The 21,083-nt window shown below is 43.9% G+C and carries 23 protein-coding genes; 15 read left to right on the top strand and 8 right to left on the bottom strand.

Annotation, left to right across the window (positions count from 1 at the left end; genetic code table 11):
• Window positions 1–225: 225 nt before the first annotated feature.
• The gene (locus IE222_RS11640; RefSeq protein WP_191272921.1) at window positions 226–1,605 is read right to left on the bottom strand and encodes an aminotransferase-like domain-containing protein; all 1,380 of its coding nucleotides are present in this window, start codon (window positions 1,603–1,605) and stop codon (window positions 226–228) included.
• A gap of 108 nt (window positions 1,606–1,713) precedes the next feature.
• Here IE222_RS11640 and IE222_RS11635 point away from each other — a divergent pair, with 108 nt between their 5' ends.
• The 3 genes from IE222_RS11635 to bacA all read left to right on the top strand — a co-directional run bounded on the left by IE222_RS11635 (window position 1,714) and on the right by bacA (window position 4,558).
• Entirely contained in the window at window positions 1,714–2,433 is a 720-nt protein-coding gene (locus IE222_RS11635; protein ID WP_191272919.1) for an AzlC family ABC transporter permease, read from the top strand.
• A complete protein-coding gene (locus IE222_RS11630; protein WP_191272917.1) occupies window positions 2,424–2,750 on the top strand; it encodes an AzlD domain-containing protein in 327 nt (108 codons plus the stop codon). Before IE222_RS11635 ends, IE222_RS11630 begins: the two co-directional genes overlap by 10 nt.
• Before the next feature lie 1,004 nt (window positions 2,751–3,754).
• Window positions 3,755–4,558 (top strand): undecaprenyl-diphosphate phosphatase, encoded by an 804-nt coding sequence (gene bacA / locus IE222_RS11625; RefSeq protein WP_191272915.1) that lies wholly within the window; start codon window positions 3,755–3,757, stop codon window positions 4,556–4,558.
• A gap of 74 nt (window positions 4,559–4,632) precedes the next feature.
• On the opposite strand, the gene IE222_RS11620 is transcribed toward bacA, so the two are convergent.
• The 4 genes from IE222_RS11620 to IE222_RS11605 all read right to left on the bottom strand — a co-directional run bounded on the left by IE222_RS11620 (window position 4,633) and on the right by IE222_RS11605 (window position 6,520).
• Window positions 4,633–5,172: a GNAT family N-acetyltransferase gene (locus IE222_RS11620; protein WP_191272913.1), complete on the bottom strand. Its 540-nt coding sequence runs from the start codon at window positions 5,170–5,172 to the stop codon at window positions 4,633–4,635.
• A gap of 165 nt (window positions 5,173–5,337) precedes the next feature.
• Entirely contained in the window at window positions 5,338–5,841 is a 504-nt protein-coding gene (locus IE222_RS11615) for a DUF402 domain-containing protein (protein ID WP_223282662.1), read from the bottom strand.
• A 196-nt stretch (window positions 5,842–6,037) separates the two neighbouring features.
• Window positions 6,038–6,292, bottom strand: coding sequence for a hypothetical protein (locus IE222_RS11610; protein WP_191272909.1), 255 nt, complete (start codon window positions 6,290–6,292; stop codon window positions 6,038–6,040).
• A 69-nt stretch (window positions 6,293–6,361) separates the two neighbouring features.
• Window positions 6,362–6,520: a hypothetical protein gene (locus IE222_RS11605; RefSeq protein WP_191272907.1), complete on the bottom strand. Its 159-nt coding sequence runs from the start codon at window positions 6,518–6,520 to the stop codon at window positions 6,362–6,364.
• 205 nt (window positions 6,521–6,725) lie between these two features.
• Here IE222_RS11605 and IE222_RS11600 point away from each other — a divergent pair, with 205 nt between their 5' ends.
• The 4 genes from IE222_RS11600 to IE222_RS11585 all read left to right on the top strand — a co-directional run bounded on the left by IE222_RS11600 (window position 6,726) and on the right by IE222_RS11585 (window position 9,505).
• A complete protein-coding gene (locus IE222_RS11600; RefSeq protein ID WP_191272905.1) occupies window positions 6,726–7,034 on the top strand; it encodes an anti-sigma factor antagonist in 309 nt (102 codons plus the stop codon).
• A 12-nt stretch (window positions 7,035–7,046) separates the two neighbouring features.
• Window positions 7,047–7,529, top strand: a complete 483-nt coding sequence (rsbW, locus tag IE222_RS11595; RefSeq protein WP_191272903.1) for an anti-sigma B factor RsbW — start codon at window positions 7,047–7,049, stop codon at window positions 7,527–7,529.
• Window positions 7,495–8,262, top strand: coding sequence for an RNA polymerase sigma factor SigB (sigB, locus tag IE222_RS11590; protein ID WP_191272901.1), 768 nt, complete (start codon window positions 7,495–7,497; stop codon window positions 8,260–8,262). Before rsbW ends, sigB begins: the two co-directional genes overlap by 35 nt.
• An 82-nt stretch (window positions 8,263–8,344) precedes the next feature.
• Window positions 8,345–9,505, top strand: coding sequence for a PP2C family protein-serine/threonine phosphatase (locus tag IE222_RS11585; protein ID WP_191273011.1), 1,161 nt, complete (start codon window positions 8,345–8,347; stop codon window positions 9,503–9,505).
• Window positions 9,506–9,759: 254 nt separating this feature from the next.
• On the opposite strand, the gene IE222_RS11580 is transcribed toward IE222_RS11585, so the two are convergent.
• A complete protein-coding gene (locus IE222_RS11580; protein WP_191273009.1) occupies window positions 9,760–10,215 on the bottom strand; it encodes a Dps family protein in 456 nt (151 codons plus the stop codon).
• Between the two features lie 158 nt (window positions 10,216–10,373).
• On the opposite strand from IE222_RS11580, the gene IE222_RS11575 reads away from it, so the two are divergent.
• The gene (locus IE222_RS11575; RefSeq protein WP_191272899.1) at window positions 10,374–13,103 is read left to right on the top strand and encodes an ATP-binding protein; all 2,730 of its coding nucleotides are present in this window, start codon (window positions 10,374–10,376) and stop codon (window positions 13,101–13,103) included.
• The gene (locus IE222_RS11570) at window positions 13,100–13,963 is read left to right on the top strand and encodes a CheR family methyltransferase (RefSeq protein ID WP_191272897.1); all 864 of its coding nucleotides are present in this window, start codon (window positions 13,100–13,102) and stop codon (window positions 13,961–13,963) included. Before IE222_RS11575 ends, IE222_RS11570 begins: the two co-directional genes overlap by 4 nt.
• A gap of 173 nt (window positions 13,964–14,136) precedes the next feature.
• Here the strand turns inward: IE222_RS11570 and IE222_RS11565 are convergent, their stop codons facing one another.
• Complete coding sequence (locus IE222_RS11565) at window positions 14,137–14,388, bottom strand: GlsB/YeaQ/YmgE family stress response membrane protein (RefSeq protein ID WP_191272895.1); 252 nt, start codon at window positions 14,386–14,388, stop codon at window positions 14,137–14,139.
• Window positions 14,389–14,653: 265 nt separating this feature from the next.
• The gene (locus IE222_RS11560) at window positions 14,654–15,001 is read right to left on the bottom strand and encodes an IDEAL domain-containing protein (RefSeq protein WP_191272893.1); all 348 of its coding nucleotides are present in this window, start codon (window positions 14,999–15,001) and stop codon (window positions 14,654–14,656) included.
• Between the two features lie 279 nt (window positions 15,002–15,280).
• Here IE222_RS11560 and IE222_RS11555 point away from each other — a divergent pair, with 279 nt between their 5' ends.
• The 6 genes from IE222_RS11555 to spoIID all read left to right on the top strand — a co-directional run bounded on the left by IE222_RS11555 (window position 15,281) and on the right by spoIID (window position 20,567).
• Window positions 15,281–15,607 (top strand): YflT domain-containing protein, encoded by a 327-nt coding sequence (locus IE222_RS11555; RefSeq protein WP_191272891.1) that lies wholly within the window; start codon window positions 15,281–15,283, stop codon window positions 15,605–15,607.
• Window positions 15,608–15,661: 54 nt separating this feature from the next.
• Entirely contained in the window at window positions 15,662–15,844 is a 183-nt protein-coding gene (locus tag IE222_RS11550; RefSeq protein ID WP_191272889.1) for a hypothetical protein, read from the top strand.
• Window positions 15,845–16,166: 322 nt separating this feature from the next.
• The gene (locus tag IE222_RS11545) at window positions 16,167–16,403 is read left to right on the top strand and encodes a DUF1146 family protein (protein ID WP_191273007.1); all 237 of its coding nucleotides are present in this window, start codon (window positions 16,167–16,169) and stop codon (window positions 16,401–16,403) included.
• A 346-nt stretch (window positions 16,404–16,749) separates the two neighbouring features.
• Window positions 16,750–17,694 (top strand): YwmB family TATA-box binding protein, encoded by a 945-nt coding sequence (locus IE222_RS11540; protein ID WP_191272887.1) that lies wholly within the window; start codon window positions 16,750–16,752, stop codon window positions 17,692–17,694.
• Between the two features lie 32 nt (window positions 17,695–17,726).
• On the top strand, window positions 17,727–19,037 hold the full coding sequence (gene murA / locus IE222_RS11535) for a UDP-N-acetylglucosamine 1-carboxyvinyltransferase (RefSeq protein WP_191272885.1): 1,311 nt from the start codon (window positions 17,727–17,729) through the stop codon (window positions 19,035–19,037).
• Window positions 19,038–19,523: 486 nt separating this feature from the next.
• The gene (gene spoIID / locus IE222_RS11530; RefSeq protein WP_191272883.1) at window positions 19,524–20,567 is read left to right on the top strand and encodes a stage II sporulation protein D; all 1,044 of its coding nucleotides are present in this window, start codon (window positions 19,524–19,526) and stop codon (window positions 20,565–20,567) included.
• The last annotated feature ends 516 nt before the right edge of the window (window positions 20,568–21,083 follow it).

The following is a 21,083-nucleotide window of genomic DNA, read 5'->3' as shown; positions in this document are numbered from 1 at the left end:
GAACCCGTCTATGGGACAAACCGAGTGCTTCAATCAAAGAAACAGTCTCATAGAACCTGCCTATGGGACAAACTGATCGCACCAAACAAAGAAACAGTCGCATAGAACCCTCCTATGGGACAACTGATCGCACCAAACAAAGAAACAGTCCCATAGAAACCGCTTATGGATATAACCAAGACAAATTCCCATCAAAAATGAAACACAAGAACAAGGTCCCATGCTTCATGGCAACAGATTCTTAAGGATGCGAAGTCCTTTGTCCAGTTCATCGGCATCTTTGGGGGAGGTTAGGGAGATGCGGATGAACTGAGGAGATTCGTCTTTTTTGACAAGGAAGCGGTGGGAATGGTAGACATGAATGCCTTGTGTAAGGGCATGCTCCTCAAATGGTTTAAGGCTCCATTCCTTGCGCAGCGGGAGCCAGCGAAAAAAGCTGAGCGGGTTTTCGCTTGGATTCCCGATTTGAAAATACCTCTGAAACAGCTGATTCCGTTCTTCCGAAATGTCCCTTTTTTCCTTAATGATTTGGTCGGCAGCACCGGTATTGATTAATTCTGTTATGACTTCTGCGTTTAACGCAGAGGTTTTTACGTTTACGTTAAAAATTCCATAGGTAATTTTTTCTGCAAACTGATTGGCAAAAGCGGTAAAGGCCACCCTCATGCCGGAACTCAGGGACTTGGCGATGCTAAGGATATAGACAAATTTGTCCGGGACAAAGTGCGAAATCGGCAAACAATCTTGCGGGGCAAGAAAAGAATATACATCATCTTCTATTAAAATAAGCCCATGTTTATTAATGATTTGTGCTATTTCCCTCCTGCGATTCATATTCATGGTGATGGCAGTAGGATTATGACACGATGGAATTAAATAAATTCCCTGCAATTTATTTGTGCTGCAGCCGGCATCTAATCTTTCAGGCAGCATACCAGAATCATCGCCATCAATCGGGACTAATTGGATATTTAAGAACTTAGCCAGCTCAATAAAATTAGGATACGTATAAGTGTCTACGGCAATTTTATCACCTGGATGAAATAAGGTCGTTAAAACTAAAATAAACGAATTTTGCCCGCCTGATGTGATGGCGATATTTTCAATCGGCACCTCCATGTTAAAGCGCTGCATCCATTTCTTGGCTGCCATTCGATGATAGGGCATTCCCAATGGCTGTCGGTAATCCAGCAAACTTTCCAGATAATCCTTTTCGGCAATGCTTTTAACAGCTTGCGTAACGAATGTATTTGTGTGGTCAAGTGGATTGATAATCCCCATCTCGATCGAATTTTTATTCTCATCGCTGTCAGCCATGAAAATAGCATTTCTCACATTAGGTGTAACAAAGGTTCCTCTTCCGGTTACAGCATAAATTAATCCTTTTACTTCGCATATTTTAAAAGCTCTTGTCACAGTGCTTAGGTTAATATCAAGATAATCGGCCAATTCCCGTTGGGGTGGAAGTTTCGTATTCGGTGCTAGATAGCCATTGAGAATGTCATATTCTAGTAAGCTGGCGATAGATCGATACAAGGGAGGGGCCAGCTGCGTTTTATCTGGCTTCCACGACATTGGGTAATTTTCAAAAGAGTTTACTGGCATATGTACCGCTCCTAAAAATTGTCTTGCATACAATTATACCATTGAAGCCATACAATGATGGTGATAAAGTATAAATTATACAAATTGCTTGAATTATGGGGGAAGAGGATGAACATAAGTAATAACGTTCTTTTACGGGAGGAAAGCAGCTTCCTGGCCGGGGCAAGGGATTGTTTGCCGACTGTATTAGGATACTTAAGTATTGGATTTGCAGCAGGCGTTGTGGAAAAGACAGCAGGACTGTCGGTTGTGGAAATTGGCTTGATGTCCTTGCTTTTATACGCCGGTTCAGGTCAATTTATTGCGGCGGCGATGATTGCGGCAGGCAGCCCGGCTTTTGCGATTATCTTTACGATTTTCTTTGTAAACCTTCGCCATCTTCTTATGAGTGCGGCCATATCACCGTATTTTCGTCATCTTACTCCGTCTAAGAATATATTAATTGGGTCTTTACTAACGGATGAGACATTTGGTGTTGCCATGAATGCGGCCGCAGGTAAGTCAATGATCAGTGAAAAATGGATGCACGGTCTTAATCTTACCGCTTATTTAAACTGGTTTGTCGCTAATATAGCGGGGGCGTATTTCGGAGCGTGGATTGCGGACCCGGAAAAATTCGGTCTTGATTTTGCCTTGCCGGGAATGTTTATTGGACTTCTTGTCCTGCAGATGGCTGCACGGAAAAAAATGATTAGAGATATTATTGTTGCCTTAAGTGCTGTTGCCATTGTGGTAGTAGTAAGTTTGCTAACCTCTGGAAGCGTTGGTGTGATTGTTGCAACTGTTGCGGCATCCACCATAGGAATGGCGGTGGAAAAATGGAAGTAAGATGGTCAATTTTTTTAATTATTTTCGGTATGGCCCTTGTTACCTTCATTCCACGAGTGCTGCCAATTGCGGTCTTGAGCCGTGTGGAGCTTCCAGAATGGGCCATGCGCTGGTTAAATTACGTTCCAATTGCCGTTATGGCCGCTTTAGTAGGACAGGAATTACTATTGCCAAATGGAAAACTGGCACCCTTGTCGCAAAATCTTGAGCTGTTCGCCGCGCTGCCAGCTTTCATTGTTGCCATCTTCACCCGCAGCTTGTTAGGGACTGTGGTCGTGGGGATTATCGCGATGATGGCATTGCGGATGGTTTTTTAAATAGGGGAAACATGAGCCATAAATAGGCAGGTTAGATAATCTGCTTATTTATGGTTTTTTATATGCTGTTGGCTAGGTTCAAAGAACGCGCAAAAGCGAAAATAGGTCTGGGAGGTGCACATAGAAAGGTTCAATGAACGCGCAAAAGCGGAAACAAGTCTGCGAAGCGCACATAGAAGGGTTCAATGAACGCGAAAAAGGAGAAGCAAGTCTGTGAAGCGCACATAGAAGGTTTCAATGAACGCGCAAAAGCGAAAATAGGTCTGGGAGGTGCACATAGAAAGGTTCAATGAACGCGCAAAAGCGGAAACAGACCTGAGAGGCGCACATAGCCGTGTTCAATGAACGCGCAAAAGCCAAAACAAGTCTGAGAGGTGCACATAGAAGGGTTCAATGGACGCGCAAAAGCGGAAACAAGTCTGCGAAGCGCACATAGAAGGGTTCAATGAACGCAAAGAAGGAGAAGCAAGTCTGTGAAGCGCACATAGAAGGTTTCAATGAACGCGCAAAAGCGGAAACAGGTCTGGGAGGTGCACATAGAAGGGTTCAAAGAACGCGCAAAAGCGAAAATAGTTCTGGGAGGCGCACATAGAAGGTTTCAATGAACGCGCAAAAGTGGAAACAGGTCTGAGAGGCGCACATAGCTGGGTTCAATGAACGCGCAAAAGCGAAAACAGGTCAGTGAGGCGCACATAGAAGGGTTCAAAGAACGCGCAAAAGCGGAAACAGGTCTGAGAGGCGCACATAGAAGGGTTCAAAGAACGCGCAAAAGGAGAAGCAAGTCTGTGAAGTGCACATAGAAGGGTTCAAGAACGCGCAAAAGCGAAAACAAGTCTGTGAGGCGCACATAGCCGGGTTCAAAGAACGCGCAAAAGCGGAAACAGGTCTGAGAGGTGCACATAGCAGGGTTCAAATTAACGAAAAATTTACTGAAAATTAACGATGGTTTTGAGGGATAGAAAGGTATGATGAATAGGTAGAATGGATTAGGAGGAAATACATTTATGAGCGAGCATATTATAGCTTTTATCTTGGGAATCGTTGAAGGTTTAACCGAATATTTGCCGATTTCATCCACAGGACATCTCATTTTAACTGGTCATCTTTTAGGGTTCGAAGGGGATCGAGCGAAAACATTTGAAGTGGTCATTCAATTAGGTGCCATACTGGCGATAGTCGTTTTATATTGGAGAAGATTTTTTTCACTATTAGACTTTAAAAGCCTGCATATAAAGGACAATAGCAAAAAGAAACTCAATCTCCTTCATGTATTTTTAGGCGTTCTGCCAGCAGTTATTGTTGGCTTCGTATTACACGATTTTATAAAAAATGTCCTGTTTTCTACCACAGTTGTTTTGGTCGGGTTAGTCGTCGGGGCCTTTTTATTAATTTATGCCGACAAAAAGAATACAACGGTTACGGCCAACACCATTGATCAATTATCCTATAAGCAAGCTTTATATATTGGTTTATTCCAATGCTTGGCTGTTTGGCCTGGATTCTCAAGAGCTGGTTCTACCATTTCTGGAGGATTATTAGTGGGCGCAAGCCAAAAAACAGCCGCGGAATTTTCCTTTATTCTCGCATTGCCCATCATGATTGGAGCAACAGGATTAGATGTATTGAAAAATATTGATGCTATAACTTCAGGGGATATCACCACTTTTGTGATCGGGTTTGTAACCGCCTTTGTTGTCGCACTGTTTGCTTGTATCGGATTCCTAAAATTATTGGACAAAGTAAGGCTTTCAACATTCGCGTATTATCGTATTCTGCTTGCGATCGTATTTGCATTTATTATTCTTTAATTTAACCTGATAAGACCCCAGTTCCCAGCGGGGTCTTATTTATTGAAAATCGTGGATCCTCGCCCAATGCTGCTTCAAAGACCATGCTTCACCGCCTGCCATTCATTTTCTAAAATACTCATTTCCCATTGGTTCCAGTATTCTTCACCGTTTTTGCTGGAGTCTCTGAGTAATCCTTCTTTGATGAATCCGGCTTTTTCGTAGCAGCTGATGGCGGAAGTATTGAAGTCGAAGACACCAAGACTAACCCGATGTAAATGTAATTCATCAAAAGCAATTTTCAGGATCTCGTTAATCATTTGCTGACCGATTCCTTTGCCTCGTACACTTTGGTCACCGACTAAAACCTTCCCGACTCTCGCCGATTTGTTTTTTCGATCGATCCTTCCTAAAGAGATATGGCCAATAACCTTCCCCGTTTCGCTTTCTATTACTTTATAAATCAAGGCTTCCGCGTTTTCGCTATTGGCATTCTCGATGTATTTTTCCAACTGACTTTCTGTTAAGGGGTATTCGAATGCTGGGCCTGACCATTGGAGCAGGAATTGAGGGGAATCAATCCAGCCAATCAGTTGTTGGAAATCTGAGCGGTCAAAAAATTTTAGTTCAATCATTAAAAAAACACCTCTTACATTTAAGGTTGTATTTACCAATTAATTATGCTGTATAACAGGGAAGACTTTAACCAGGGAGATGACCATTATGAATAAATTCTTTGATATGATTTTTCAAATAAAAGGTCCGCTATGGGTCCTTATCGAACGGTTATTTTGACCAGTTTAAACTCCATTTAAAAGTGAAACAATTTCCTGATTAAACGGGAATCTACCGCTCTTTACAAAATGCTGCAGCCGGTCCAATGCCAATAGCGCTTCTTGCTTTAATTCCGGCGGATATTGATACTTTACACTATTTGATTCAAATTCATCCTCGTCGACAACTTCCCATTTTTGATTCTTTTTTTGAATATAATCCAAGTCCAAATCGACAAAGCTCACCTCATTATTTTTTAACACAGAAGGCATGGCAACATTGCAATAACCAGACACGACCGCACCATCTTCAACCTCCAGTGCAGCGGTAAACCACTCTTTGAGTGAAAAATACTCTATAGACGTATTAGTTATAGTAAAAACCTTATTCTTAGTATGATGAACTAATTGCCGCCCGTATTTGCAATGGACAATGATATAATCTGGCGTACTTTCAAGAATGGTTCCTTCCCACTCGTAATGAGGAATATCGGGATACTTTAGGGCTTTGATTTTTAGCGTGTTGTTCAAGATGATCCTCCTAAAATTAAATTCCTTCATTAATTTCGCTTTAGGATGATTAATTCCTTCTATTTGTCATCGATTCCTTAATCATTTCCCTCATTAAAATAGGCTTGCACAATGTGCAGGCCATTATTTAGTCGGTATATAGGCTGCTATTATGCAATGCGGCCAGGGCTGGCGATTCTTTTTGTAAAAACTGCCTTCAACTTCCGGCAGCGATCATCTTAAAGTAGATCAAAAAAGCCCCGATGAAGGTCAGAACCGTTAAACCAATATTAAGCATTCCCCAAAGGAACAAATTACGTTTAGCTATTAAAAACACAGATAATAAAAACCCTGGCAATAACAACCAATGGGAGATTTCTAAGGTGGAGGCACCGGCAATTCCGGATGCTAAGAGAAGGATTGCTAGGATCGGAAAAATAAACTGGACTAAGACAATTGGACTTGTTTTCATCTTTGTTTTCCTCCTAAGTTAGAAAAAGATTTTAAAAAAAGGAGCCTGACTGCCAAGCTCCTTTTCATCCTATTGCTTCGGATCCGGCGTGAGCCCGTCCTCTTTTTTTAATTCCTCGCCGGTTTTCTCTTGTTCCATTTCCTTGCCGAGCTTTTTGACTTCCTTGAGATTCCGCGCCATTGAGCTATTATCAGCATACATAATTTTTTCAGGAATGTTCTTAGTCATCAAGTTCTCCTCCTTTTTTTACGTATTTACCCCTATTTTTCCATTGTAAAACCCTTTGAATGGTCTGTTCGAAAACAAGAATATCTTGGTATAATTTAAAAAATAAACGTCTAAAACCATTTTTTAAAAACTTTTTTAAAAAAGAGGTTTAGAGTCGTGGTTAGTTGGGTACTTACAAAATAAACAATCCTGAGGTGATAAGAAAATGGATTTAAAAATAGACAAACAGCAAAATGATAGGGAAATATTCGTAAATCTTGCAGGCGAGATTGATGCGTTTACGGCACCGAAGCTGCGCGAGGAATTGCTTCAGCTTTCGGAAGGACAAAAGGTTATTATTAATTTAAAAGATGTCTCTTATCTTGATAGTACTGGACTTGGTGTGTTTGTTGGCTTGTTCAAGCAGTTGGAAAAAACAAATGGGGAATTGCATCTGTTGGAACTGTCGGATCGATTAAAGCGTCTGTTTGAGCTTACCGGATTAAGCCATGTTATGAAAATATCAGCAAATTAAGGGTGGAGGAAGATGAATCAAGTGATGGATTATATTGAAATCAAAGTGCCGGCCAAACCGGACTATGTAGGTGTTATCAGGTTGACGTTATCAGGAATTTGCAGCCGTATGGGGTATACATATGAGGAAATTGAGGATATGAAAATTGCCGTAAGTGAAGCCTGCACAAACGCTGTTCAGCATGCCTATGGGATGGATGAAGGCGGAGAAGTAACGGTCGGCTTCGGGCTTTACCCTGACAAGCTTGAAATTATGGTTGCCGATAGCGGCAAGAGCTTTAATTTTCTTGAGACTAGAAATGAACTTGGCCCTTATACAGAAACAAGTACGGTTGAACAGCTCACTGAGGGAGGGTTAGGTCTCTTTTTGATCGAAACGCTTATGGATGAAGTCCGTGTGTTGAATACTTCAGGAGTCACGGTTTTCATGATGAAGCAACTAAGTGGGGAGCGTGAAAATCATGATGAAACCAGCTCAAGCCAGGAAACGTTCTAAGGAAGAGATCGAGGCTTTAATAATCAGGTTTCAGGAGAACGATGATGATGAAGCGCAGACCATCTTAGTTGAGCACTATACAGCACTTGTCGGCAGTTTGGCACGTAAATATTCAAAGGGCAGAAGCTTTCATGAGGATATTATGCAGGTCGGCATGCTCGGATTTTTAGCAGCCATCAGGAGATACGAGCCTGGTGCAGGAAAATCATTTGAATCGTATCTAATTCCGACCGTTATCGGCGAAATCAAGCGTTTTTTACGGGATAAAACATGGAGCGTTCATGTGCCAAGGGGTATCAAGGAATTGTGGACAAAAATCAATTCCGTTATGGACGAGCTTACTAACCATTACCAGCGTTCACCAAAGATCCAGGAAATCGCCGAGTATTTGGATGTGTCCGAGGAGGACGTGCTGGAGGCGATGGAAATGGGGAAAAGCTATCAAGCCGCCTCAGTCGACCAGCCGATTGAAGCAAGCTCTGACGGCAGCACAGTGACGGCGCTCGATATTATTGGTTCCTACGACAGGGGCTTTGAAAATGTCGATCGAAAACTGCTGCTAGAAAGCGCCCTTCCAGTACTGACGGAAAGGGAAAAAGCCATTCTTCACTATACATTTCTAGAAAACAAAAGCCAAAAGGAAACCGGCGAAACGTTAGGGATTTCACAAATGCATGTATCCCGACTCCAAAAAAAGGCACTCGAAAAACTACGAAAGGCACTCGTCAAATAAAAAGGTGCCTGACACCTGCTGCGTTCAAATGAACACACCGGGTGTCAGGCACCTTTTGAAAGGGGAACCAGCAATGGATAAAATGAATATCGTAATTGTCGATGATAATGCCACAAATCTCATGATTATCGAAAAGATCATTAGGCGGGCCGGCTATAGGAAAATCGTGCTGAAGTCCTCTGCAAGGGAATTATACGATTATTTGCAGCTCGATGCTGCGGAACCGGAGGAAGTGCCGGTTGATTTAATTTTGATGGATTTGATGATGCCAGAAATTGACGGAATGGAGGCGTGCCGAACTATTTTAGCTAATGAGCGGTTCCACGGCCTGCCGATTATTTTTGTGACGGCCATGGGGGATTCTTATAAAATGGCCGAGGCGATGGACGCCGGTGCCCTTGATTATGTCATGAAGCCGATTAACAAGGTCGAGCTGCTCGCACGGATGCGCTCAGTTCTACGCTTAAAGCATGAAAAAGATTTACGTAAAGAGCGCGAGCGGAGGCTTCAATATGAGCTGGACCTGGCAAAACAGGTCCAGCTTAGTATGCTGAGCGGACCGCTTCAGGAGGAAAATGTGGCAATTTCGGCGGTTTACAAGCCAACGTTTGAGCTCGCCGGCGACTTGTACGCATGGTACCAGATTAGTCCGACCCGCTACGGTGTGATTTTGCTTGATGTAATGGGGCACGGGATTTCGTCTTCGCTTGTGTGTATGTACATATATTCAGTGTTAAAAGATACAATAACAGGGTTGTGTGATCCGGAGGCGGTCATACGCGAGCTGAACCGGCGTATGAACCAGCTGCAGATGCCGGATAGTTTGAGTTTGATAAACTACTATTTTACTGCAATTTATTTTGTTTTGGACACGGAGGCCCAGACGATCGAGTATGTGAATGCCGGGCATCCTGCGGGAGTGGCGATTGTCGATGATGAGGTCAAGCAGTTGACTGCAGGTTCGTGTGCACTGGGCTTTTTTGAAGAGATTGATGTTTCCAAAGGTGTAATTGAGTATCGTGACGGGGCACGGATTTTGCTCTATACAGATGGACTGTCGGAGTGGCTTGAGGATGAACATGGCGATGAGATGGAGCGGTTGGTTAGCCGTCTTGGGGATTCTTTAGATGCTGCGGACAATGCTGAGGGGCTGTTGGAGCGGCTGGAGTTGAGTACCGAGCAGCTGAATGCCCCGAAGGATGATATATGCTTGGTGATGATTTCGGCTGGCGATCTAGTTTGAAGCTGGCCGATTTTTTGTGAAAGATTCATAACCTTAGGGAACAAAGGGAAAGATTACTGTCAACAAAGTTTTGGCAGTTTTTCGGGTGGTTTTGGCTGCTTTCCAGGGAATTTTGGCCACTTTTTTATATGTTTTGGCTATTTTTTCACGACTTTTGGCTATTTAGACATTTTCTGTAAAAAAGCCACATCAAGTGTCAGGCACCATGTGAAAAATTCACATGGTGCCTGACACCAAATTACATGTAATTCAGTTTACCCTAAGTAAGCTTTTAGCATCCATTTGTGTTTTTCGAGCGATGTGCGGATGGCGATGAACAGATCGGCGGTTGGCTGGTCGTCGCTGTCCTCGGCAGCAGTAATTCCCTCTGTAAGCTCCTTGCATATAGTGTCAAAGTCGTCTACCAAAGCCTCAACCATTTCAGACGCAGCCGATTCCGAATCGGATGCTTCCTCAACCGAAGCCATTTCTAAATGCTCCTTCAACGTTGCGGCTGGTTTAGCGCCTACGGCCAGCATTCTTTCCGCAATGGTATCTAGATGCAGCGAAGCTTCCTTATATAACTCCTCGAATTTCACATGGAGCGTGAAGAAATTCTCCCCTTTTACATACCAATGATAATGGTGCAGCTTCATATATAGCACCGAGAAATTTGCCACCTGTTTATTAAGGGTGTCTGTAATTTTTTCCATTTCTTTTGCTTTTGCCATAATCCAGTCCTCCAAAATTCTATGTTACAATAGTAAATACCCGGTAACCCAATCTTCTAAACTAGTTTTTTAAAGCTTGGGACCTAAGCCCCATTGGGTAAAAATGGAGAAAACGTTATGATAGAAATATAAATTTTTCCAAAAAGGAGGCTATTACCATGAAAAGGTTAAATTTTAATATTCATGCAAAGATCATCACTGGCTATTTAACCATCTTAATTTGCTTGGTGCTGGCCCTGCTTATAGTGATAGATCGAATGAACGATTTACAAAAGGAGGTTGATTTCGTTTCCCAGCACGACGTTGAGGTTCATGATCTGGCCAATCAAATTCAAAAAAATGTGCTTGATATGGAGACTGGAGTAAGAGGGTATGTCATTACAGGTGATAAGGAATATCTTGAGCCGTATAATCAGGCGACCCGCAGCTGGCTCGATAATTACAACAAACTTCATTCCCTGCTCAAGGAAAGCGGAAACCAGCAAAGCGCATTGGAGGATATGAAGCCGTTGATCATCAACTGGATTACAACCTTTGGGGAGGTAGTGATTCAGGAGAAAAAGGCGGGGAACACGGCCGCGTTGGAAAAGCACTTTAAACATTACAATGGAAAGAAAGTGACGGATCAACTGCGCACACAGTTTGCTTCCTTTCTCGCCAACGAAAGGAAGATGACGAACCAGCGAATCGACATGCTCCGCCAGAACAATAACAATTTAAAAATTACCTTATACGCGATTATTCTGCTAGTCACGGCGATCACCGTCGCTACAGCGTTTTTCCTATCTCATTCTATTGTGAATACCATCCGCCAGGTAGTGCAAACGATTAAAAATATTACAGATTCAAAGGTGGATTTAACAACACGGATAGAGGTGAAAGCAAAGGATGAAACCCGCGAGCTGGCAGAAGCAATGAACAACCTGCTGGAAAACCTTGACAAACAAAGCTGGGTTCAGAAGAGCGTAACGGAAATATCGCTGATTTATCAAGGAATCACCGATGTGAATGAATTATCCCGTGTCTTTTTAACAAAGCTTGCCCCCATGCTTGAAGCAGTTTACGGGGTTGTCTATCTTCGCAAAGATCAAAGCGGCGGCGAAGTGTTCTACGTGAAATCGGCCGGCTATGCATTGGCTGACGATGATCGGCTGCCGCAAAGCTTTCGACAGGGAGAAGGCGTTATTGGACAGGCGGCCGTTGACCAAAGAATTTTCCTGATTGATCATCTGCCGGAAGAGCATTTTAAGGTTGCCACAGGCTTAGGGACATCCTCTCCAAAAAGTTTAATCGTAGCACCTATTTTATTTGATGACAGGGTCGAGGCGGTGGTTGAATTTGCCGCACTTGAGCCATTTCAGTCAAAGCACCTGACACTGCTCGATCAGCTTCAGGAAAAATTCGGCTCTGCGATCTCTAGTGTCCGCGGGCGGATGGAAGTGGAACGACTGCTTGGGGAATCGCAGATCTTAACCGAAGAGCTGCAGGCGCAGTCCGAGGAACTACAGGCACAATCGGAAGAATTACAAATGCAGCAAGACCAGCTGCAAACGACCAACGAATTTTTAGCAGAGCAAAAGCAATATGCTGAACAGCGGGCGTTAGAGCTGAAAAAGGCAAAGGACGAGCTTGAGGACTATTCGCGCAAGCTGCAGCAGAGTTCACAGTACAAATCCGATTTCCTTGCAAACATGTCGCATGAGCTGCGCACACCGCTTAATAGCATTCTCATCCTGTCGCAGATGCTGATGGAAACAGACGGCGATATGGATATTGAAGAAGTTCGAGAATCCGCACAGGTCGTTCATACCGCCGGCGGAGACCTGCTTCGATTAATTGACGATATTCTCGACCTTTCAAAAATAGAAGCGGGAAAAATTGAAATTTTAACAGATGAAGTAAACGTGACAGAACTGCCGCAGGTACTGAAAAATATGTTCAACCCGGTGGCAGCGAAAAAGAATTTGACTTTTAAGGTGATAACTGCAGCCGGTGTGCCGGATGTAATTGAAACCGATGGGCAAAGGCTCCAGCAAATTTTGAAAAACCTATTATCCAACGCCTTTAAGTTCACCGAAAAAGGTTCTGTTACAGTAAACATTGCATTGGCGAAGCCGGAACAGCATATGGTGGAGACGGATGAAACACTGCTGGCAATTTCTGTGAGAGATACTGGAATCGGTATTCCGCACGATAAACAGCAAATTATATTTGACGCCTTCCAACAAGTGGATGGCACGACCAACCGGCAATATGGCGGGACAGGCCTCGGTTTGTCGATCTGCCGTGAATTCACTCATTTACTTGGCGGGGCTCTTACCGTTGAGAGCGAGCCAGGGGAGGGCAGCACATTTACCCTCTATATTCCGAGCAAGCGGGAAATTACCGAGCAGCCTGAACTGCTGGCAATCGAGGAAGCTGCAGTAAGCGTCAGCGAGCCAGCAGAGATAGAGGAAGAGCCGGTATTTATAGAGGAAGAGAGCTCTGATGAACAAATTTTTAAAGGCAAAAAGGTGCTGCTTACCGAGGATGATGGTCGCAATGTATTCGCGCTTCTTTCAGCGCTAGAGAAAAAAGGAATCATCGTGGAAGTGGCCGAAAACGGCAAAGAGGCAATCGACAAGTTACAAGCTGGCGGCAAGTATGACCTGGTGTTCATGGACATAATGATGCCAGTCATGGGCGGCTATGAAGCAATGAAGGTCATCCGTGAGGAAATGGGCATGCACCAGCTGCCGATAATTGCACTAACCGCTAAGGCGATGAAAGGCGAGCGCGACAAGTGTATGGAAGCAGGGGCCTCCGATTACATTATGAAGCCATTAGACATCAATCAGCTGTTCTCGTTAATGAGAGTATGGCTGACAGAGCAGGTGGCAGCGCAATGAACCAAGAATTTTTACTAACAGATACATCTGAGTCCGTGCCGCTTAGCGAGCTGGAGCAAATCGAAATCAATTTGCTTCTCGAGGGTCTGTATCAAAAATATGGCTATGATTTTCGCGGCTATGTCCGGGCTTCCTTGAGCCGGCGGGTGATCCACCGCATGCGGGCAGAGAGGCTGCCGACGATTACATCATTATTGGAAAAAATCCTGCATGACCCGGCGTACCTTGAGCGGTTATTGAATGATCTTTCCATCCGCATGACTGAAATGTATCGGGACCCAAGCTTCTTTGCAGCGTTTCGCAGTGAAGTAGTGCCGCATTTGCAGGAACTTCCGGAAATTCGCATCTGGCATGCCGGCTGTGCGACTGGTGAAGAGGTCTATTCAATGGCCATCTTAATGATGGAGGAGGGGCTTGCGGCCAAAACTAAAATTTATGCGACTGATATGAATGAAAAAGCCCTGTCAGCCGCGCAAAAAGGCGCCTTTCCGTTGAAAAAAATGCAGCAGTACACGAAGAATTATTTGAAAGCCGGCGGCAAAAAGGCATTTAGTGAATATTACACAACAGATCATCAATTTGCTTATTTTTCTCCGATTATGAAGGACAACCTGACCTTTGCCCAGCATAATTTGGTGACGGACAGATCCTTTAACGAGTTTCACGTGATTCTATGCCGGAATGTGATGATCTATTTTGACAATGACCTGCAGCAGAAGGTCCACCGCTTAATATACAACAGTCTCGCGGACGGCGGCTTTGTCGGACTCGGCAGCAAAGAGTCAATTTTGTTTATGCCAAAAGGGCTGGACTATAAGGATTTTAATGCTAATGAGAAGATTTACCGGAAGGGCATATAATCCGGAAAACTTAGGGCGCATCAGTATCGGCAGGCGATCCGGGGGCTCTCTTGGAAAAACGAATCTTAAGAAGAAGACGGAAATCGAGTAGGTCTTCCTGTTGTGACAGAAGGTTAATCTAAAAAAAGAAATGGCTCAGTTTGAACTGAGCCATTTCTTTTTATTTCTTTCGATTATGCGCGTCTGACGCTTTTTAGGATAAAGCTGACAATAAGTACAAGGACGATGGCGCCGATTAATGCCGGAATGATATAGAATCCACCAATGACTGGACCCCATCCGCCAAGAATTAGTGATCCGAGCCAAGCCCCGATAAATCCTGCAATAATATTCCCGATAATTCCTCCTGGAATATCACGTCCTAAAATAAGTCCGGCCAGCCAGCCGATAATCCCTCCAATAATTAATGACCAAATAAATCCCATGATGTTTCTCTCCTTTCAGTATTGGATTAACTATTTAATGAAGTACCACGATTTTTAAAAAGTAAACCGGTAAATTGCTTGTTAGGTATTTTTATTTGCCCTAACGAACAAATTCCTTTGAGTAAGGTAACGTAGAGCCAGTCTATGTGCCCTAAACTGAAGACTTTTCCTGGGTAAGGTAACGTAGAAGCCGTGTACGTGTGCCCTTAACCAAGAAAATTCACTGCACCGGTCATATCGTTAACCAAACAGATCCGACTCCCAATTAGGTAATCATTTTTCCATCTGTATTATTCAGCTGCCGCTCTGACTTCTTTTTTGGATCGTGCAACAGCTGTTGGCAGGCTTTCAATTCATTAGTAAGTTTTTTAAAGCGGATATGCTCGCGTTTGTCCAAGCATCTGTCAATTTCCCTCTTTAATATACTAATCCGAGCGATGATTTCTGCCTGCCGTTCACGTTCTAATTGAAGATGTTTCTTCCAGCCAGGCGGCCACTCTGCGCGGTAATCGCCAATCCTGGTGAGCCTCGCGCCGCATTTGCACAATGTTTCATTTACACTGACAACATAAAATTGGTCGTTCCCACATTTCCTGCAAACTAGTTTCTTCATATTTGCACCTCCGTTACGGTGTATATACCCGCATGTGAAATTTTCATAACCTTCAAAAATAAAAACCTTGAAATGGAATTTTTGTAACTTTCAAAATAAAGGTACTTCAAATGTAATCTTCATACTCTCTGAAAAAGAGACTTCCTTTAAGTAGATTTTCATACTCTACTCTGTGAAAAAGCGAAAACTTCCTTTAAGTGAAATCTTCGTCATTAAAAAAACAGGTTTCAATTTTTTATGAGCGGTTATATAACCACTAAAGGCAAAGGAGGAATACTAATGAACACAGTAAAAGTTGTAGAAAATGGTGTACAAGCAAAGGAAGTAATTCAGCAGTTCAATATTCAAGGATTTACGAAGGATGATATTTATTTGTTGGCGCATGACAAAACCCGTACGGAGGATTTGACGGATTCACTTGACCTTCAGGAAGTCGGCGTCGCTGAAGAAGGAGTTCTCGATTCTATTGCTAACGTTTTTCGCACAAGGGGCGATGAACTTCGCTCGAAGATGGAGTCATTAGGATTATCTCATGCAGAAGCTGAACGCTATGAAAAAGAGCTGGACCTTGGACGAGTGGTCGTCATCGCTTCAACTCAACCATAAATCAGCGGGGGCTGATTAGCCCCTGCATACTATAAAAAGAGAGGAGAAATAAAAATGAAATATTCAAATTTAAGTTTTGAAAAATTAATCGGAGCACACAATCGGGCACGGCATAAAATAAGAAGAAAACAAACTCTTGAGCAGGCTTTTGAGGCCCCGATTATCCATAGAGAAATTCATGGCGACCGGATCTACGTGCCGCTGAATCTGAATAAGGTGTGGAATGAAGTATATTAATGCTCGAATGCAGCGTTTATTAACTGCCTAAACACCGTTTAAAGTGTGGGAAACGGTGTTTAGGCAGTTAATTTGTATCGGTTGCTTCTTCCAATTGATGCCAACGGTTGAGCCATTGATTGATGCCATTGAAGGATGCTATTGATTGGTGCCTGACACCATCCCTGGACACGATTCCACCCCTCGTGGACAGTATGTGAATTTTTCACATGATGCCTAAATCTGAAAATTAAATTTTCCAATAATAAACCAATTTGGGAAACTTTCAGGACTTTTATACGTCTATGTGATAGAATGGATTAGGGTAAAAGGGGGGTGCTGGGTGATGAGTGATTTTGGTCAGATTGCGTTGGTTAGTATTTTGTCGCATTTGGTGTTTATCGCGGTTTCGTGGTGGGCGCTGCAGGCAATCAATCTGGATAAACTATTAAGGCCAAATCGTGTGTTTCAAGCGCGTTTGCTGTACATAGTTTTAGCCATTTTCATTGGTTCATCTGTTAGTAACTTTTTCCTTGATTATCTGCAATGGTCTAGGCAACTGCCGCTCATTTTCCAATAAATTCATATAAAGCGGCGGCAAATGGCGAAATTGGAAAAAATTTAGGTCTTAATATCTGTTTCCAAAACACAGCAAATTGAGTACAATCAAATTTGTGTGGAAAAATGAGTATAAAACCACAAGTGCTTTCCACCACTAATTGTAGAAAAAATAAATCGGGTTTTTTATAGTCGACAACGTGTTGCGGCTCTTTTTACATAGAAAAGGGTTCGAATTGTCACGAGAATTGGTCAGACGTATTACATCTATGATTGCAGGAATAACCACTGTTGTCAAAAAGTGACGATAATTCCCAAGTATGCTCTCTTTCTCCTTGGAAACAATGGTAATAAGGGGGAGAAGAGAGATGAGAAGAAATCGTACATTTTTTTTATGCCTGATAATAGCAGTAAGTTTTTTCCTGGTTGTGATTGGGAACCGGCATACAGAGGCAGTCGGGGGTCTGGATTTGTTCCATACGGAAAAATCAAACGGCGGCAGCGGGACGTTTTTTGAAAAAGTCGGGGCGTTGATTTTTTCAAGCGAAAAAGCTGACAGCAGCCAGAATGGGCTTTTCCATGCGGAAAAGGTTCACAGTAAGGATGGAGCGATTATTGAGCAGAAGGCTCCGGGCGTAGGCGGAACGCTTTTTCCAGCAGAGAATGTTCAAGACTTAGCAAAGATCGGCGCTGTTTTAGAAGCCGAAGATATTTTGCTTCAGGATTGGTCGTTTTATGCACGCGAACATGTAACAGGCTTCACCAGTGAAAAAGAAGTGAAGGAATACGCGGATAGGCTTCAACGGAAGTTTTCCGATTGGGACTGGACGGTCAAAAAGACGGATCAGTTTTGGGAACTAACAGCTGTATCTCCAACATCTCAACACCACAATGAAATGCTTCAAATTATGGCAACCCACACAAAGCAACCTATTGATGCGTATATAGTATATCGTGTGAGCGGAAAAGCATGGAACGAGTCCCAGCAGGCCTTTTTCACCACCGATGAATTTAAAAATAAGCTATCTGGCATATTTCGGGGAAAACCGACAGTTTTTTCTTGTATGAAAGGCGTTGTCAGTGATAAGATTGATACGGCTTTACCTAAGAAAATGAATCAATTGTTAACAAGTTTTAAGGCAAAAGAGATGGAGTCCCTAAAAGAGGAGACATTCCTGTCCGTATCGGCCGCATCGCCTATGTTCAGCCATTCAATTGAAGGGATGAATTTGCAAATAGGTGCGCGTTCTGAAGGATTGGGCGAGGGGACAACCATTATCGTAGGAACACCTATTATTACGATTGAATATTAATATAGAGAAAATGGACGCGGAGGGGAATACTCTTGGAAAAGATCATCGTCCGCGGCGGACAAAGGCTTTATGGAACGGTAAAAGTTGAAGGCGCAAAAAACGCCGTCCTGCCTGTTATCGCTGCAACATTATTAGCAAGTGACGGAAAAAGTGTAATACGTGATGTACCTACACTCTCCGATGTATACACAATTAACGAAGTGCTTCGTAATTTAAATGCAGAAGTTAGTTTTGACAATAATGCAGTTGTTGTTGATGCATCTAGAGTGTTGAAAGAGGAGGCGCCATTCGAATACGTTCGAAAGATGCGCGCATCTGTACTAGTAATGGGGTCGCTGTTGGCACGTAATGGTCGTGCCCGCGTTGCATTGCCTGGCGGCTGTGCAATCGGATCCCGGCCAATTGACCAGCATCTCAAGGGCTTTGAAGCCATGGGTGCCAAAGTGAAAGTCGGAAATGGCTTTATCGAGGCGGAGGTAGATGGCCGCTTGCGTGGAGCAAAGATTTATTTGGACTTCCCAAGTGTCGGAGCAACGGAGAACATTATGATGGCGGCAACCCTTGCAAAGGGTACAACGATCATCGAAAACGTCGCAAAAGAACCAGAGATCGTAGATTTAGCGAATTTCTTGAATAAAATGGGCGCTAAGGTGAAAGGTGCCGGTACTGGTACTCTTCGAATCGAAGGTGTCGATGTGTTATTTGGTGCAGACCATGCGATTATTCCGGACCGTATTGAAGCAGGTACCTTCATGGTAGCCGCTGCGATTACGGGTGGAAATGTATTGGTGAAAGGCGCAGTTCCTGAACACATTTCTTCGCTTATTGCGAAGATGGAGGAAATGGGCGTTACGATTATCGAGGAAGAGGAAGGCGTTCGTGTTATCGGGCCTGAGCAGTTGAAGTCCGTTGATATTAAAACGATGCCGCATCCAGGCTTCCCGACTGATATGCAGTCGCAAATGATGGCCTTATTGCTTCGTGCAGAGGGTACATCGATGATTACAGAAACGGTTTTTGAAAATCGCTTCATGCACGTGGAAGAATTCCGCCGCATGAATGCTGATATTAAAATTGAAGGCCGTTCAGTTATTTTAAATGGTCCTTCCAATTTACAGGGTGCAGAGGTTTCAGCAACCGATCTTCGGGCAGCAGCTGCCTTGATTCTAACCGGACTTGTTGCTGATGGTGTAACACGTGTGACCGAACTAAAACACTTAGACCGTGGATATGTGAACTTCCACGAAAAGCTAGCCGCTTTAGGTGCGGATATCGAGCGCGTGAAAGAAGTAGAAGAAACTATCGTTGAATTCCCAAAATATGTCACTGATCTAAACGCCTAAACGTTTGAAAAATAGAACAACCAAAGCAACAGGGCCCGGGTATGCGGGTCCTGTTTTTTGATGGAGTTTTTTAAAGCAGACTTATGAGAGAGGCTTATGCGAACGGTAAGCCAGTGAAGGAGGTCGTTCTAGTCCTTATAAAGGACTCATGAGAACGGAAGGCAGGAGAGGGAGTTCGTTCTAGTTCTCATAAAGGGTTCATGAGAACGGAAGCCAGGAGAAGGAGTTCGTTCCAGTTCTAAGAGTCATGAGGACAGAAAGGCATAAAAAATGAGGTGGTCCCAATTCTCATGAAGGTGCAGCCTAAGAGAAAATCAAATTGACCCTTTGAAGACAAAACTGTCCGCCCTGGGTGGAATCGTGTCTTTTTATGGTGCCTGACACCATTCTTAAAAAGTTGTAATAAATGCTTGTCCGCTTCCATATGTTTTAATGAGACGCATCCGGGGAGGTCCGGCTGTGAATTTGCATACTGGAGGCACAATCATGAAAAAATTCAAACCACTCATCGTACTCGCATCAATTCTCTTTGCCTTGACACTTGTGATACCGGCCGTGCTGGTGCTGCCGTTTTCTGACGGGAAGGCGAGCGGCAAATTAGGGGAGGAGCTCGCCAGGGGCAAGAACACTCCCAGTAAAACGGTCGCTTCTACCACGAAGGACCCTGCTGTCGAAGTGTCAGTTTTTCGCTCAGCAAAGTCGGCAATTGAAAAAGTGGAGCTCGAGGATTACCTCGTCGGTGTAGTGTCTGCGGAAATGCCGGCTGATTTTAATGACGAAGCCTTAAAGGCCCAGGCGCTGGCAGCAAGAACCTATATTGTCAATCGCTTGACTACTAAGTCCCAGCTGGGTATGCCAAAAGGCGTAAATGCGGACGTGACCGATACGATCATTCATCAAGTGTATAAAAGCGATGCTGAGCAGCGAAGGGATTGGGGCAAGGACTATGCCTGGAAAAAGAAAAAGGTATTAACGGCGGTTCGGGCGACGAGCGGGCAAATTTTAACCTATAAAGGCAAGCCGATCACTGCGACCTTTTTTTCCACCAGCAACGGCTACACAGAAAACTCCGAAGATTTCTGGAACGGGGAGATTCCGTACTTGCGAAGTGTCCCGAGCCCTTGGGACAAAGGAACAGAGAAATTTATTTACAAACAGGAAATTCCAGTCAGCCAGTTCGAAGCCAGGCTTGGTGTGCGTGTCGGTTCAGGGGGGACGATTGGAAAAATTATCTCCAGGACGGAAGGAAAGCGCGTGGCCCAGGTTAATTTTAATGGAAAAATTTTAACCGGCAAAGAAATCCGTGAAAAACTGGACCTTAGATCGACGGACTTTTCTTGGGAGCGCAAGGGTGGCAGCATCATGATAACTACTAAAGGCTTTGGCCACGGTGTCGGCATGAGCCAATATGGCGCCAACGGGATGGCCGCCGAGGGCAAGAGCTATAAAGACATCGTGAAGCACTACTATAAAGGGGTCCAAATCACATCGGCTGAGAACATGCTCGCGACCGTTACGGCGCGGAAATAATAGATTAATTTAATTACTTGAGCCAGGCTGAGCGCCTGGCTTTTTGGATTTTTTAAGACCAATGTTTAAAAAGAGCCGAACATGGGTTATAGGCGACCGGGTACCTGAAAAAAGAGCTTGCTGGGTAGGCAATGAAGGTTATAGGCGACTGAGGCCGAGAAAAAAGAGTTCGCTGGGGAGGCAATGAAGGTTATAGGCGACCGAGGCCGAGAAAAAAGAGCTCGGAGGGGAGCCAATGAAAGTTATAGGCTACCGAGGCCGAGAAAAAAGAGCTCGGAGGGTAGCCAATAAAGGTTATAGGCGACTGAGGCCGAGAAAAAAGGCCTCGGAGGGTAGCCAATAAAGGTTATAGGCGACTGAGGCCGAGAAAAAAGAGTTCGCAGGGTAGCCAATAAAGGTTATAGGCGACCGAGGGCGAGAAAAAAGAGCCCGCTGGGTAGCCAATGAAGGTTATAGGCGACTGAGGGCGAGAAAAAAGAGTTTGCAGGGTAGCCAATAAAGGTTATAGGCGACCGA

The sequence above is a fragment of the Neobacillus kokaensis genome (assembly GCF_014656545.1).
GTDB lineage: Bacteria > Bacillota > Bacilli > Bacillales > Cytobacillaceae > Neobacillus > Neobacillus kokaensis.
Note: the sequence above shows the minus strand (reverse complement) of the source record. Positions and strands in the feature narration are given on the sequence as shown.